Consider the following 16,056-nt stretch of genomic DNA (forward strand, 5'->3'; position numbering starts at 1 on the left):
TTCATCTTTTTAATAGAACATAAGGGTAATAGAAAACCCATCATCTTGTCACATTATTCCTCATAATTTGTCCTATTTGTCACCTTCATGAAGAATTTCATTCACCTCCGCTGCACGTAGTGAACACTAAATAACTCAAAACAATGTAACCTGAGCAACTGAAGATTGAATGTCCTCGTTTGCTTCATAAGGCTCTTCTACACGTGTCTTCTTAATGCCATTCCAAGAGTAAGAAATTGAATTAACAAGATTTGAATTCCCCATTCGATTGAGAACATAAATCGACAGATCAGGCACTACATCGAAACATCCCCATAAGGATTGAGAGTTTAACGTGTAATCAAAGTCGTACATCTCAATAACTTTGAATGCTTCTTTGATATTGTTATCATCTACGCCTGCAAACGCTTCGTCTAATGCAAATATACGAGGAGCTTCACAGTGAGCATTCTGCAAACGTGCATCAACAGCAGCTAGAAGTGGAGTATACATCGCCATTGCTCGCTCACCACCAGAGAATGTGTTGTAATTGCTTTTCTTCATTTCTTTGCGCTTTTCACCTGTTTTTTCGTAGTAAATAATGAACTCATACCATTCACGGTAATCCAAGACTGACTTAATATCTTCCATGAAGGTCGACGTACCGCTCAACTCTGCTTTGCGTTTCGCCTCATATACCTTGGAACGAAAATGCTGAGCTATCCTTTTCCTATCGGGATCCGCAAGCCACATAGGATCCTTCTCTAGAAATCGAACCAATTCTAGCGTATCGAGTTCTTGTTCACTGTCAGTCTTTTTGGGTGACCACTCGACATCAAACTTTAGTCCACTGGAGTTCTGCGTCTTTTCCATTATTGTATTGATACGTGCTACCCAATCTTTTGAATTTTGAATTTTGTTTTTTATGGTTTCTCCCACATGATTAATCAGGATATCTTCGTAAATCTCACGATCCTTTTCATCCATTACCTCTGCAAGCGTTTTATCTTGCTCGGCCAGTTTGATTTTGGCAAACGAGGGCGAAACTCGACGCGACTGATACTCTAATGTAATTTTTTCACGTCTGGCTATCATTTTAAGCATTTCCACACGACTTTCATCTTCAATAGACATATGAGAAAAATCGACTCTAAATTCTAACGGTTCCATCGTTAAATTGTATTCTGGTAAGCCCTTGTCCGCATATGAGAAAACATTGCCTAACTCGCTTTTATTTTTTACTCTATCCTTTTTCGAGAGGAGTTGCCCGAACTTGGACATGATACTCTCAGCAAGCGATACCGTATCTGATTCGATTTCAAGCCCAAATTTTCCGCTGAATTCTTTTACATCTTGAAACAAAGCAATTTCCCATGCCAAAACAAGCTCTTGCATAAAAAGTTTTTTCTGAGCACCAGTCGAAAGACGTTCACGAAGATTTTCCAAATCGTTTTTCAAATCACTAAGTTCCCTGTCCAGAGCCCTTTGGTCTAGCGGAAATTGTTCCAGCTTATCGTTAATACTTTGGGCAAGCTTTCGAATATTATCCGCGCCAATATCTTGTAACTGCTTTTCATAGCTTTCTATTCGTGTATCTATGCTTTTAATTCTCCCAACAAGTGATAGAACATCGGCCCTTGCCACATCCATAACATCTTTAAAAGTACTTATCTTGTCATCCTGATTCTTTAGAAGACTTTGTTTATCCCCTCGGGAACGGTAAGAACTCTTCAGATTTGATAATGCTCGCTCAAAATTTCGTAAGCCATCACACGCATCATTTACGGCTTGCTCATTTTTCTCAATAGTGATATCTACGAACTCTACATTTAGGTTCCTAATTTGTATCTCCACGCTGGTGTTCAGTTCCTTGAATTTTTCATTTAACGACGAGATCTCAGGCTCTAACAATTCTGCAATGCGTTTTGCAACGACTTCAAATTTTTCTTTGGCATCCTTTAGAGCGGGAAATTTTGGGAATGACCGGTACTCAACTTCAATTTTTCTTTGTCGCGTTTTACTTTCATTAGAAAGTACTTCTAGCTTATCAATTTCAAGCTTAAGAGCAGCAACCTTTTCTTTTAACATTGCAATTATACGAAGTCTCTCTTGTTCCCGCGCATGCTTTCCAATATATTTGGCTAGACCATACTGTGAAGCAGTTCCGGCTATAAAAGAACCTTTAAATGTTCCATCAGCTGTTACAAAATGGACGTCCTCATTAGAAACCGAAATCCCCTTCAGAACTGCTAGCACATCATCATGACTTACATCACCAGTATCCGAAACCGAAACATCTAAGTACTTTGTTAGATTGTTTGGTACCTGAGCCTGATGAGTACTTAGAACCGTTCCAGACAACGCTTCGTTATAACGGTTAGCGGGTACAATCAGCGAGGTTAGTATACCAGTTTCAGTAAGTACCGATTCCAAACGTGACTTCTGCTCCTCAGTAAGATTCTTTTTAAAATCAACCACAGCGTAAAAAGGTACATATGGTATTCCTTTTTCTTTGAACTTCCGTATCTGGTTCTCCTTGGCTATCAGAAGTTCAGGTTCAATTTCATCAGTTCTCTCAAGAACAACAACTTCTTCTTTAGTAATATCTCTTTCTTCAACCTTTAATCGAATTTGTGCTTCTAGCCATGCTTGCTTTTTAATGCATTGGGACACTTGTTCTTCCCACTCACCCGAGATTGGCAACATCAATTGCTCCTCAGTCACATTTTCCAGATATCCATTAAACATCCGTTTCACACTCGTACTACTATTAACGCTAAGCACAAGAACTGTTAATTCATTCATCCAATTTTCAAGCTCTATATAAGCGTTGTTTCGTTCCAAATCATAGATATTCGCAAGAGAAGTGCGCCTTTTTCTTTCGTTTTCAAGAACTTCTTGTTTCACTTCAATTTGTTATCTCATACCATCTAGATCGCGCTTCTTTTGATCCAGCTCTTTAATTTGTTTGAGAAGTCCTCCAAGTCTTTGAAGCCTGATTCTTATTTCAGAATCCCAATTCAAAAAAAGATAATCCCCATTTTTTTCATTCCGTTTGAAATGGTCAGAGAATGCCAGATAGATGTCTTCAAATGCCGAATCTATCCCCAGTTCCTCCAGACTCTCCAACGCGACTTTAAGTTCTTTATCAATTGCCCACAATTCATTCTCAATATTACGCCGTTCGTTATTAGCATCCATTAATGATTTCTCATTTAACTCATATCGATTCTTTTTGGCTGATTTCTCATTCAATATCCGCGCTAGCTCTTTTCTGGCAGATTGAAGAGCGTCATCCAAATCCACTATTTTTTCATGCCCCAATTCCTGTCTTGATTGCTTCAATCCTTCAATTTCACTTTCAAGGTTTCGGAGTTTTTGCTCGGTCACATCAAAGTCAACACTTTTGGTTTCGATATCTCTTTGTACTCTCTGATGTTCCAAAGCAATGGTATCCCACGCATTTTTGCTTTCCAAATAATACTTAGCCTTCTCCGCAAATACGTATGAAACATAATCGTCAAAACCTTTATCCAGTTTCGTTGCAAAACCAAGGTCGTTTTGCGTCTTTAGAATTTCCCGCTGTGTTTGGTCTTGTGCTTCCACGGTAGTAGTTAAAGCGGACAATTCATGATCGGATAATGGCGGTAATGATTCGTTCAAGGTTTCTTTTAAATCGTCCGGCCCTCCTCCTTTAGTTAATTTAGGGCTCTTAAGCCGTACGAGTACATCAGTAAAAAGCTTAAGTCCTGTTACATCCGGAAACTTGAACAGTTGCTTATTAATCAGTTCCGCGTAATCTTTACTATCAACGACCGTACCACTCTCGCCGATTTCTGTTGTTATTTGTTTTCTATCTAAGGGAATTTGCTCTGGTGAATCATCTAGTACTTCCACCTTATAGAGTGGGATCGGATTTGGTCCACGCCCAATACGCCGATGACGGTCATGAATCACAAACCCCCAGGCATCTTCCAACCTTCTGTTTTTCCGTTTTGAATGTAGTCCAAATCCCGTCGTGATATACTGCTCCGTGTTCGTCAACTTATATTCAATCACAACATAACCAATGCGTTCGATAATGTCCTTGTTTAACGACTCTTCTCCAAGCAAGATGTCATAAAACTTGCGGTCACTTGACTCAAATGGATCCAACCGCTTAGGGTCTTTGTTTCCATCTAGCATGAATGTGAAAAGCGTATTCATGGCAATCGATTTTCCCGCACCATTATGACCACGTAGTAACAGTCTCCCGTTCTTGAAGTAATATTCTTCATAATTAAAATACCAATAATTAAATAGGATGAAGCGATGAGGCTTCCAACGCTGTGTATGATTAGTCATCATCATACTCCTTTATTATTTTCTTCTTTAGGTTTTTCAAAAAATCTTCCGATTACATCATATAGTTTTAAATCACCTTCATGCGTTGTCTCCGCTAATTTCCATTCAAATAGCATATTCTTAATTTTATTCTTTATTTCAGTGATACTCATGCTTTTTAGACCTGTCGTCCATCCGTGGCTATTCTCATCTATAAGCTGCCGACACATAATATCCAAATCAATATTTGTTAAAAGTACTGTCCCATCTTTTTGTTCAACGAGACTGTCATTATCGTCGATGATTTTAAGTCGCAACAACGTTGCAAACTGAACAAGTAGGTTCGATTCAGCATTACTTGCTGGAAAGAACCTACGAAACGTGCTTACGTTTTCTTTTACTAAAAAAGCACTGCTTCCGTAGACATCCAGATTCATATCGTAATATTTTTCGGCATGTTCATTTAAGTGGCGACTGTACTGTTTTAAGTAATCAAAATCTGACGCCGATACTTCATGTCGATACAAGGCTGGCTCTAAAAATAGTTTCCGGTACAGTAAGTGCTTTCTTTCTAGACCCAATTCCTGTTCCTGAGTTTCTTGAATCAACATAATATCATTTAGGGTCAATTCTCCTTCAATATTAAAACCGATATTACGCATAAAATATTTCACAAGCCCAGTTGAACGCAGCAGTGCATCATTCGTTTCTCTTTCTTGGAAGTCTTCTATGTTTTTATCAATCACTTCTATCAGACACCGTTGAACAGCTTCCTTCAATACACGAACAAGTGATAGTCGGTTTCTATAGCCTTCGTTACCCTTCCATGTTAATGGTAGGAGGGATTCATTGACCGATCTCTTGGAACTTCTTGGGTAGTACGAAACGACCGCTTGGCAGACATCTGACAGAGTAAATTGCTTTGATGCCTTTCCATCCAAAAAAGCAAGTACACAGTAAAAAATGATGTAATCTTTCACTTCTTTGAAATCTAATATGCCTGTTGACGGTTGAGGCGTTACTTGAAACTTCTCAACTTTTGCAAAATTTGTCCCAACTACCAACTTAAAACGGAAGTAGTCCTTAAAGTAATCCCGCAGAAACCCTTCATTTTGTTTAATTTCATAAAAAAGCTCTGGATTCTCCTTGCGCACAACCCAAAAATTATCGAGTAGTTGATGAATGCAATTAAGAGACTCCTGAGACAACTTTTTCACGCGTTTTCACCTCGGTAAATGTCATTTGGAAATCAGGTAAGAAGAGGATTCCATCTAAACAATGCAATTCAATAATATCGTTACTAACCTTATGAAGTTTAAAGTTCACCCCCAGTTCTGTGGTACCTTCATAAATACCGTAGCCAACTGGATTCAACAGCGCCGCACTTATCCAATCCAATAATGCCTTTCGAACAAACGGCTCAATCCTCGTTTCCAAATCTTTCAAGATTAAGCAAGGCTGCTCCACGATCGCTTTTAATACAGTTTCTTCGTATGTCAGCCGCTCCGCGAGCAACCGTTGCTGCTCGAGTGCCTCCTGACTCACTTTCGAAACCTTCAAATTTTGTTTTATGGTTCTCTCGGATGGTGGTCGAATACGATACGTCACCTCTAGCTCATCCGGGTCAAAATCCCATACCGTACCATCATTCTTTTCCGACGGTTTCCGTGCGATTTTGAAATGCTGAATACCTTCGAACCCAAATAGGTAAGAAAAAACTTGATGGGCTTCTTCCATGTTGCCGGACTTATGCATCATGTCTGCAAGTCGTAAAAATTCTGTTACTCGACTTTTTTTCACAAATTGTCGCTCTGCATAAAAATGCGCAAGCTTAGACATTTTACTGATGGCATCCCGAGTACGAACTTCAAGTTGAAACGCTTTGCTCGATTTAGTATCGCTTGCCAAAAACCAGTTACGGATGCCTGTCCATACATCAAAAAAGGTATCGGAATACTCTTTATCCGACACAACCGAAGTGGTCGGCATATTTTTTTTATGACGGACGAGTTGCATTACGATGTTCTGAATTTTCTTCTCCGAAATGTGTGTAATAATATTAATTATCGCAGGCGAATTGCGGTTAAGTTCAACCATGAAATCCGTTAAATAAGAACAAAACTGATTTTTAAATACGATGAAGGCATCCGTTTCCATTTTGCTATCCAATTTATCACCGCTAATATGATTCAAATAATCCGAAGCATCATTATCAAGCTTTGTAAACCGTTCGAACAGTTCCTCCCACGCTTCATATAGTTGAACAAGCGAAGACGAATCCAACTCGGTTTGCATGGAAAATCCGTTTAATTTTACAAGCGCATTATGTAGGTGCTCAGTGAGTTTTTTATCCAAAGAACCACCACGTATACGATGAAGTTTTTTCTCCATAAAAATAAGCATTTTTTCAAATTCAATCGTATATTCCGTTAGTGAATATGTTTTTCGATTCCTAATAAGTTCTTCCAATGTAACAGCATCTGTATTATCTTGGTTCAACACTAAGTTATTGTTTCCAACTAGGACCGATAAATCAGCATCTTGCTCTTCGAGTGTATAATCCCCAAATTCCGGAAATTGTTTAAGATGCGTGAAAATTTCTATTGGTAAAACTTCATTATTAAATATACGATGTTGCTCATACATGTATCTTAATATTGGACGATATCGGTGCGTTTTTTGTGTTGACAAATAACTTGCTTCTTGTATAGCACGCGTCAATGACAAATCCAAGCGAAACACTCCTTTTCTAAGTTATGTTTTACATAATTAGGTAAACATAGTCTCATTTTTATTTGAAAATACCGATATTGAAGATTGGTCGAACCCTCTCCGCTCCCATTACCTTTGCTGGACCGAGGGGTGAATGCCCCGATGCTTGAATCAGAAGTTAACTGAAGTTCAGACTTCCTGATCAACTTTCAACAATATTTCTTCAAGTTAAATTCAAAGTATTGGACTCTATTGTTTTTTATAACTGCTTCTTCGAGCCCAAAAAATCAAAGTTGCTCTAGATATGCCATCTACTTTACTGCATTCATATATTGCGTAATTATTGTCAATTAGAAAATTATGATAATGGTCTAGTAAGCAAATATCCTTTCTTAATTATTCTTTAAAAAGTAATGTTAAAACTAGGATAATCAACAGTGCTGAACTCTAGTGATTTATCCTCGTAGTCCAAAGAAAAATATCATAAACGTGCTCGCATCAATATACCAATAATGGGAGCTTTAGCAAGGGTCCGATTCTCAAATAAATCTACTCCTCTCATGAAGTGAGTAGATAATAATTAGTATCATTCACACTTTTGATCCTCTGTTTAATGATATATCGTCTAGTACTGTTGCACATATGCGTATACATGTATGGTTACTTTCTTCTCTTTTTTAACCAATCCACATATTTCACATATCGTAATAACGAAGTTTTTAAGTATAAGAAAAATAATAAATTAAACGAACAGATCGTATTTGAAATAGTCCTTTTAAATCATGTTTATATTGTATCATCAAATGGAAGACTGTTAAGATTGCTAACTATACTTTTTTTAAAAAAACTCCCGCCAATATTTATTAGCAGGTGATTCACGCGAACATCCTCAATGACAGGGCTGTGTAGGATCAATATTTCCTAATTGCCATGTTGGTTCAAGGTAGACGTGACAACTAACTCCCTTGCAAGATGTACATAAAATCTATCGCTGTAAAACTGGCTACTTCTCCTCTGAATATATAAATACATAATTACTCTCATCCGACTTCTCCTCTGAAAAACCAAAACCTAACCGATCAAAATTTCTGATATCCTTCACATCTGTAATCTTACGCTCTGCCATATACCGTACCATTTCACCTCTAGCCATTTTGGCCCGAGTTGCCTTTTCAACCAACTTCCCATCAACCATTTGTCCGAATACACAAGTGATAAAACGGGTCTCCTCATTCAGAAAAGGAGTGATGTTTTTGCTATACTCTTTGGAAGCCAGATTCAGAATACAGTTGCTGTCCGCTTGAAGCTGATCTGCCAATTTGCTGCCCCAGAATTGATAGAGCGATTTGAAACCTGGGCCTTGTAGCTTGCCCTGCATCTCCAATCGATAAGGTGTAACCCCATCTAAAGGCCGCAACATGCCATAAAAACCGGATAATATGCGTAAATGCTGCTGAAGATACTCTAGTTCCTCATTTTGAAAAACACCCGGAGCCATATATTGATACTGAATGCCCTCATAGGCATAGATGGCTGGTGTCAGATTTTCTTTTATATTCATATTCTGAATCCGCTCCACGTTCTGTTCGGCGATTGCATCGTTACACTTCCACATCGCTTTGAGTTCATCATAGGATAACTCTTGAAGCAGACTCAATAGTTGTTCTGACTCGTTTATAAACTGCGGCATCTGTGCGATAGCCATAAGATCGGTGTCAATCTTCATCTTTTTAGCTGGTGATATGATAATTCTCATCGTGCTGATCCATCCTTAATCTACCGTTGTTTTTGTCGTTATCCATTGTACAGGATTGGACAGGCGAAACCAATGCCAAGGCTTAACTAAATCCCTCATGGTACCTTTGAAAAGACTCAAAATGAACAAGTCAGCCCACGATTGGACCGGCTTGTTCATTAGAATTCAACACATTCAATTGGTGAGAAAGCAAGGAGTGCATTTTCAAGCGCTAATTAGGGAGTTACGCTCCCCGCGCCGCTATTTTGCTCTGTTTTTGTAGTCGGCAATTGAATCATTGGCGTATTTGACCCACTTACATATGGAAGGGCTCCATCCCATTTCTTGATGGTTTCATATTCAACGAGTTGACTCGATAATGATTGTTGAAGCTCTTTATTTGCTTTAGCTTGACCTTCTGCTTCGATCAATAGTTTGTCTGCATTACCTTGTGCTTCGACGCGCTTGCGTTCTGCTTCTTTCTTGGCGATCTCAAGCTCCGTCGTTTTACGTTCAAGTTCTTGAGAAGCTTCGACACGCTTATCGATTGCTTCCTGAGTCTTGGCGTCAGGTTGAGGAACACCTACAGTAACGTTGGATACAATAAATCCTAACTCTTTAACGTCATCAGAGAAACGTTGTTGAACATCGACGCCTGCTTCAGATGACTTTTCACCATACACATCAATGACTGTAAACTTGGAGATACCTTTACGAGCTGCGTCACGGAAACGTGTTTTGAGATATGTATCCTCAATTTCTTGAATGCTAATTGGCCCAAATGTATTAAAAATAGAAGATACTTTACTTGGTTCTACTTGGTAGTTATAAGCAAAATCGATTGTGATGTTTTTCCCATCAGAAGTAGCAATTTGAATATCTCTGTATTCCACCGTTTGAATTCGGATCGGATATTTGGTTACTTTATCGAACGCTCCAACGAGTTTCCACCCTTGACTCAGTGTACTATCTTTTACGCCTCCATTTGGTGAATAAACGACCCCAACATATCCATTAGGAATTCGAGTGACAAAGAAGGTCACCAGTAATACTCCCACAATAATAACGAATGCAACCGCAATTGCCCCTACCCTAAACGTCTTTGAATTTTTCATCAACATTCTCCTCTTGTTTGAATTTATTGTATTTCTTCAGGATTCTACTACCTATTTTATTGAATAGCGGGATCATTAATGCCCATAGAATAAATGCTAGGATAAAAATCAAAATGATTCCCCCAATAAATGGCATATTCGTCCTCCCCTCTATGGATGTAACCGAGTACAAATTTATAAATGGTAACTAATTATATCCTCTTTTATATATACTTTGTAAAATTGTATTAGGTTTCAATGATATCCAGCACCGCTTCTTATAGCCCTAGAATTTCTACATCGAAAAGGGATATGCGATCCAGCTTGTTTTAAGGCTGTGAGACTCTTAAGATCGAACCACTATTGAGAGTTAAGTTCTTTTGGGAGATGCCCCTAGACTCATTAGGCTCTGGGTGGGACAATAGAAAGACCTTGAGGATTACCGCCCCAAGGTCAATGAACTTACATTTGATCATTTAAAATTCAATAATCGTTGATATTGATTTGTATTCTTCCAATTGATTGTACTTCCATAATTCTTCTACACCAAATCCTCCTATATTTATACCGAAAAATTGAGGATCTAAAAATAATTCCTGTTTGTTAGTGTTATTTGTTATTGATAATTTTAGAGCGTCGCAAATAATCTCATTGCTTTTTACTTCCATATTAAGTAACTCAATTTGGCTAACCTTGTTGTCTATCAAGCTATTATCCAAAATAATGTCGCTAATATTGGATTTAGCCGGAATAACATCCTCTACCTCAACCCTTACAATAAAAGTTGGAGTTAACGCAATTGAAATTTTTGAATACTGCTCAATCGCTTCAATTTTTACAAGTTGATCACCAAATTCAAAAAACAGATAACTTCTATAAGGTACGAACTCAGCAAGTTCATTTTCTCTTTCTGATGATAGAACAATACCTGTTACATAAACACTACTTAATAAGTTATTTTGAACTATGTTTTTAAGTTCTTCTAAATACATATGTGTCCCCCGTCTCTATATTATTTAAATATGAATTTCCCATCCATCCCTTTTCCGGACTCCAAAAGAGTATGCCATTCACCATTTTGTTTTGTAGTCATTGTCAAACCATTACCTCGATAAACCTTATATACGTCTCCACCTTTTTGTAAAGTAGCGTCCCCTACAAATTTGACTGTACCATTATCAATCAGACTTCCAAGATCGCTTAAAAATCTTGCAGTTGTTTCGTCATCATACTTTTTATATTTAGTTCCAAGTGCGTTTTCGAGTAATTTTTTATGATCGAGATAATGCTTTTTGAAATTTTTACCTGCTGAAAGAATTGTACAGTTATGAACCCATATGCCAAGGTTAGATACAAAATAAGAATGATAATCAGCAACCATGAAATTGTAAACAGTGGTTTGTCGTGGCGCTATTTCAATCCTATCTATTGCTAGTTTAGTACCATCACTTGAAACAAGCAAATCTCCAACCTTTAGGTCTTGTACAAGAGTCCAACCTTTTCCATCCAACCAAAAAGGATGTAATCCAGTTGTCTCAATGACTTCATCACCTATACGGACGTAATAAATTTCATCAGCCTGTTTTTGGAATAGCTTTATAACCTCTTTGTATTCAACTTCTCCGGTTTCATCAGACTTGGCGAGCACCTTATCCCCTACCTCGATTTCCTCGATAGGTTTCTCCCCTTCTTCTGTTTGAACTTTAGTACCCCCTGTAAAACAATTACATGCTTTACTAATAGCATTGTCTACGAATTTTCCACCTTTTTTAGAAAGCTTTGCTGTAGCCTTTCCATAAGGATTCAGCTCCATAACCAAATAACCCGCTGTGAAAAATTGTTGCAATGACCAGGGGTTCTCCATGGACACCCGGTAATATTCATTTAATGAACTGACGGTTCCCATCGTCCAGAAGTCGATTGCTCCGGACCAACTGGAGTGTGCTCCCTTGAACGCATTCCATTCTTTTTGCCAGAAACCGAAATCATTGCCTCCACTTCCTCCTGAACCTGACTCGTGTCTATGCCCGCTTGGGTCTACATACTTAAGGGGGTTGTTACTTACATACGAATACAAATTTAAAGTTAACGGATCGTTCAGTTCACCTTCATAAGTGTCTTCACCAATAAACCTTGCCATGCCTGGGTCGTACCAACGTGCTCGCAAATATTGAAGTCCGACTGTCTGATCCCAATACTCACCCGAATAGCGAAGTACATTCGGCACGGTTTCTTTCGTTGTGAGTGGTCCGCCCCAGATGTCATACGTATACTCGTTCAACACTTTACCAGCGTCGTCCACAAGTCCGACTACATCGCCATGACCATTAAACTGGTAATATTCCAATTTTCCAGTTTGTTTGGCTTGACGTGCCCACAGTTGACCATACATGTCATAGATATACACATAGGTCAGTTCTGCTTTTCCAGACGTAACTAGTGCTTCTGCCATGAGTTTGGCTTCTTCATCGTAGTAATAACGGAAAGTTTGTTCGCCTTCGGTCCGTTCATACAGCAGTCCATCCCCGTTGTAGTTATACGTAATGGTCTTGCCTTCCCCCGTCGCTTTGACCAATCGATTCTGACTGTCATACGTATACTCCGCATCTTTCAGTCCATATATCTTACCACTGCCGGTACTATACCGGTTGCCATTGGAATCGTACGTATATGTCTCCTGCTGCGTGCCTGATTCCGTTTGAATACGGCTGAGTTCATCATACGTAAACTGATCGGTTGACCCATTTTGAGTTCGAGACATGATGTTTTTATTTCCATCATACTCATAGTTAAACTGATGAACTGCAGTCGTTCCTTGGGAAACGGTGATTCCCGACAGATCATAACCGTCGAACTGATAACTTGTGCTGAGGCCTTTGCCAAACGATACGTTTTCTAGCAAACTATTCGACGCGTAGCTAAAAGTCATCCGGTCTACAGGCGTCTGAGCCGATACTGCGAGTGTCGAAGCACCTCCCATTCCTGAGATGATATCCATGGAAGTAACTCGGTTCATCGTATCCAGTTCACCATGTATCCGCAAAGATTGTCCTTGTGCATCGGTCAATGTATATCCCAACCGCTGCTGGGTATTGTTTTCATATCCCAACTGGGTTCCATCCGGGAAGGTCAATCCATTGAGCATACCGTCCGTATCACGGTAAGAATAAGTCGTTTTGCCGTGATTATCTGTCATTGACGTTCTACGTCCCATTTCGTCGTACGTATACGATACGGACGTATCCGGACCTTTGAAGCCTGTAAGCATGTTGTCGCTATTATATGTGTATTCCGTGATTTTTCCGAGCCGATCCTGCTTTCTGATCAGATTGCTCTTTTTATCATAATAAAAGGTTGTCGCAGATCCATCCAGCATCGGTGGTATCTGTTTAATAATGCGGCCCAATTCATCAAACTGCTTGGTAACTGTTTGTCCGTTGGCAGATACAATTCGGGTTACCTGGCCCTGATAACTATAGAAATAACGGCTGGTTTCTTGTTTTGGCGTTGTTGCAGTTGCGATTTGACCAAGCGCATCATACGTATACGTCGTCCGCCCCCCATTCCCATCAATGGATGCAGTCACGTTTCCGCTTAGGTCATACTCGCTTTGTTGCAATGGTACAAAGGCTCCCTCTCGGTATTCTTCTAGCGCCGTCGTACGTCCCAGCAAGTCCACTTTCACACGAGTTTTGTAATTGGAAGCATCCTGATACGTCACGGTTTTTCCGACAGGATCAACGGTTGTTTTATCTGTAGTTCCATCCGGATATTGAGACTCCGTGGCTTGCCCAAACGCATTGACCACATATCTCGTCACGTTACCTTCGGCATCTTCCGAAGCCTTCACGTTTCCTTCGCCATCATAGGCATATTTATATGTCGCGTACGCAGTTTGTTCTTCCATGAGCAAACCTAACGGATTGTACCGCTGTGTAGTCACAATGCCGTCTGGCGATGTGCTTGTAATGATGTTTTTTTTGTCATCATATGCTGTCGTTGAATGTGTTCCATCTGCATGTTTGGTCTGAAGAAGACGCCCTGCAAGGTCATATCGATTCGCTTCTTGTTCTCCGGCAGCGTTTGTCGTTGTCTCCAGTTCACCTGCAGGCGTATAACTATAAGACTCCTCAAGAGATTCTGCTTTACCAGCAGCATCATGCACAACCATTGATGTCGTTTCCAATAAATGCCCTGCATTTGGTTGATAGCTGAATGTAACAATACGATCTTTGGCCAGCGTACCGCCTTTGTCGGTTGAGCTGATGATACGTCCTTTATCATCAAGTTTCACTTCCGAATCAGAGAGCAATTGTCCGCCATATCCATTTTTGGTGGAGGTCTGCAACATATCACCTTGATTGTTGTATGTTGTTTCAGCGTACCTTTCCAACGTACTGTTTACCTTGGTAGTGAATCGTATAGGTTTGATCCAGTGATATGGAGCTTTGCCCGTTTCATAAGCATAGGTTGATTCTTGCCCCGTGCTACGTTTCTCGGAAGTCACCATGCCGTTGGCATCATAAGCGATAGTCGTTATCAGCTTTTCGCCCGAACGGCCACCCTCGCTTACCCACTCCGTCATTTGAGTCGGAAGGTTTCGCTTCGTTTGACTGTCGTACTGGAACTCCGTGGAAAAAGTTACGTCATCTCCAGTTAACGTGTGCTTATCTGCGCGAACCAAATCTGGATGAGCTGCAGCGCTAAACGTTTTGGAGAACGTCCAAGTATCTACAGTGTTCTCTGCTTTCACTTTCGTTGTCCATGTTGCGGATTGACCGTATGCTTCCAGATCTTCTCCAGAATATTCAAAGTTAACCTTGTCCAGAACGCCTTCGCCTTCCGTTGTACTAAACTGGCTCTTGCGCTCTCTTACTTTGAATACGAAATGAGAGGAAGCTTCGCCGATCTGCTTCAGCGCCGGAATATATGCATAATCCGTTATAGCTGATGAAGGGCTTGTAATACGCGATAGCAACGCTGTATTCATCACACCTTGAGCATTTTGGTTGCCTTGCAACTCAGGTAAAAAATTGAATTTAGATTCCGGATAATAATACGTATACGTCGTCGTCCGATCGAGAGCATCTGTGTATTCTCGCAAAATGCGAATGCCTTCGTCCTCGCGTTGCGTGTACGTTGCTTTCCGATCTGTTCCGGCAAGCTGTACAGTAACCTTCAGGTTGTCATAAGCAAATGTCAGCGCCTGACCTTCGCTGTTTTCAATTCGTGCAATAGCTTGGTTTCCGTTCAATGTCGTATAGTAAAAATTCACGGTATTGCGGTAGCCATCTGTAATTTGCAACAGTTCTCCGGCTTCATTAAATAGATAATCGTAGCCGTTACGGATGGATAGACGATAACTGCTTGATACGCCATTAACAGTCACTGTCGCATCTCGCTTAACGGTTAAGTCATTCCATACGTAACCTTCCAGTTCCAGGTTCGCGTTTAAGCGGTAATTGCCCACGCCTGGAATCAGAATATACTGATGATCGCCACGCTTTTCCATGAAAGGAATGTCCCAACGCCAGCCTTGCCCCAATCCAGCAGAGATTTCTTCCTTGCGTGGCGTAACCATATTGGAATACGTCTGTGTCGTTTCGTCATATTCAACGCCAAGTTGCCCAGTGGCTCTAGCGCTGTCATAGACGCGTGTCAGATCAAACGGAATTAGTCCAGGTAGAGAAAGGTCAGTACTCTGAATCATCATTTCCCCTGTAGCAGTAGAGATGGATTCCGCTCCATAAGACGTCATATATAGCGATGCGTCATCTCGGATATCTACATGGTTAAGTCCAGTTTGGTCCACGGTTGTTCCTGTACCTAGAGCATCCTCATTAAGAGCATTAATCGAGAAGTTGTTTTGCTGTGATGATCCGGAAGGGCGTAGTCCCTCCATTTGGATCGGTTCGCTTATTTCTTGTGCTTCTAGCCATTTCTCAGCAGCCTCGCCGCCTGTGCGATCTGTCTGTAAAGCTTTATACAACTGGTACAGCGAGTAACCTTGATCTAGTTTTTTCTCAATCCAATCTTCCTTAATACCAAATTGCTCTTTTAGACTTTGGATAGTAATGTAGGTAGCGGAAGGGAGGGAATCCCTACCTTCCGCCGCCGCTGCTGCTTGTCCTCCATATCCAAAAGAACCGAACCCACTAAGAACCAATATGACGCATAACCAAATAATCGTTATTTTCTTAAACACTCCATCAC

Annotated in this window: 8 protein-coding genes; all 8 read right to left on the minus strand. The window is 40.2% G+C overall.

The window, feature by feature from the left end; all coding sequences use genetic code 11:
* Nucleotides 1-135: 135 nt before the first annotated feature.
* Entirely contained in the window at nt 136-2,886 is a 2,751-nt protein-coding gene (locus PAHA3_RS14285) for an SbcC/MukB-like Walker B domain-containing protein (RefSeq protein WP_062835321.1), read from the minus strand.
* Nucleotides 2,887-2,895: 9 nt separating this feature from the next.
* Nucleotides 2,896-4,323, minus strand: coding sequence for a hypothetical protein (locus PAHA3_RS14290; protein ID WP_062835322.1), 1,428 nt, complete (start codon nt 4,321-4,323; stop codon nt 2,896-2,898).
* A 2-nt stretch (nt 4,324-4,325) separates the two neighbouring features.
* A complete protein-coding gene (locus PAHA3_RS14295; RefSeq protein ID WP_062835323.1) occupies nt 4,326-5,519 on the minus strand; it encodes a TIGR02678 family protein in 1,194 nt (397 codons plus the stop codon).
* The gene (locus PAHA3_RS14300) at nt 5,491-7,035 is read right to left on the minus strand and encodes a TIGR02677 family protein (RefSeq protein ID WP_062835324.1); all 1,545 of its coding nucleotides are present in this window, start codon (nt 7,033-7,035) and stop codon (nt 5,491-5,493) included. The genes PAHA3_RS14295 and PAHA3_RS14300 overlap by 29 nt, the downstream gene beginning before the upstream one ends.
* 982 nt (nt 7,036-8,017) lie before the next feature.
* Nucleotides 8,018-8,770 carry a peroxide stress protein YaaA gene (yaaA, locus tag PAHA3_RS14305; RefSeq protein ID WP_062835325.1) on the minus strand — a complete coding sequence of 251 codons (753 nt, stop codon included), beginning with the start codon at nt 8,768-8,770 and terminating at the stop codon, nt 8,018-8,020.
* A gap of 215 nt (nt 8,771-8,985) precedes the next feature.
* Nucleotides 8,986-9,864: a prohibitin family protein gene (locus PAHA3_RS14310; RefSeq protein WP_082762808.1), complete on the minus strand. Its 879-nt coding sequence runs from the start codon at nt 9,862-9,864 to the stop codon at nt 8,986-8,988.
* Between the two features lie 455 nt (nt 9,865-10,319).
* Entirely contained in the window at nt 10,320-10,835 is a 516-nt protein-coding gene (locus PAHA3_RS14315) for a hypothetical protein (protein ID WP_062835327.1), read from the minus strand.
* A 20-nt stretch (nt 10,836-10,855) separates the two neighbouring features.
* A complete protein-coding gene (locus PAHA3_RS14320) occupies nt 10,856-16,048 on the minus strand; it encodes a polymorphic toxin-type HINT domain-containing protein (RefSeq protein WP_062835328.1) in 5,193 nt (1,730 codons plus the stop codon).
* Nucleotides 16,049-16,056 lie beyond the last annotated feature (8 nt).

Source organism: Paenibacillus amylolyticus (genome assembly GCF_001570725.1).
Classification (GTDB): domain Bacteria; phylum Bacillota; class Bacilli; order Paenibacillales; family Paenibacillaceae; genus Paenibacillus; species Paenibacillus amylolyticus_A.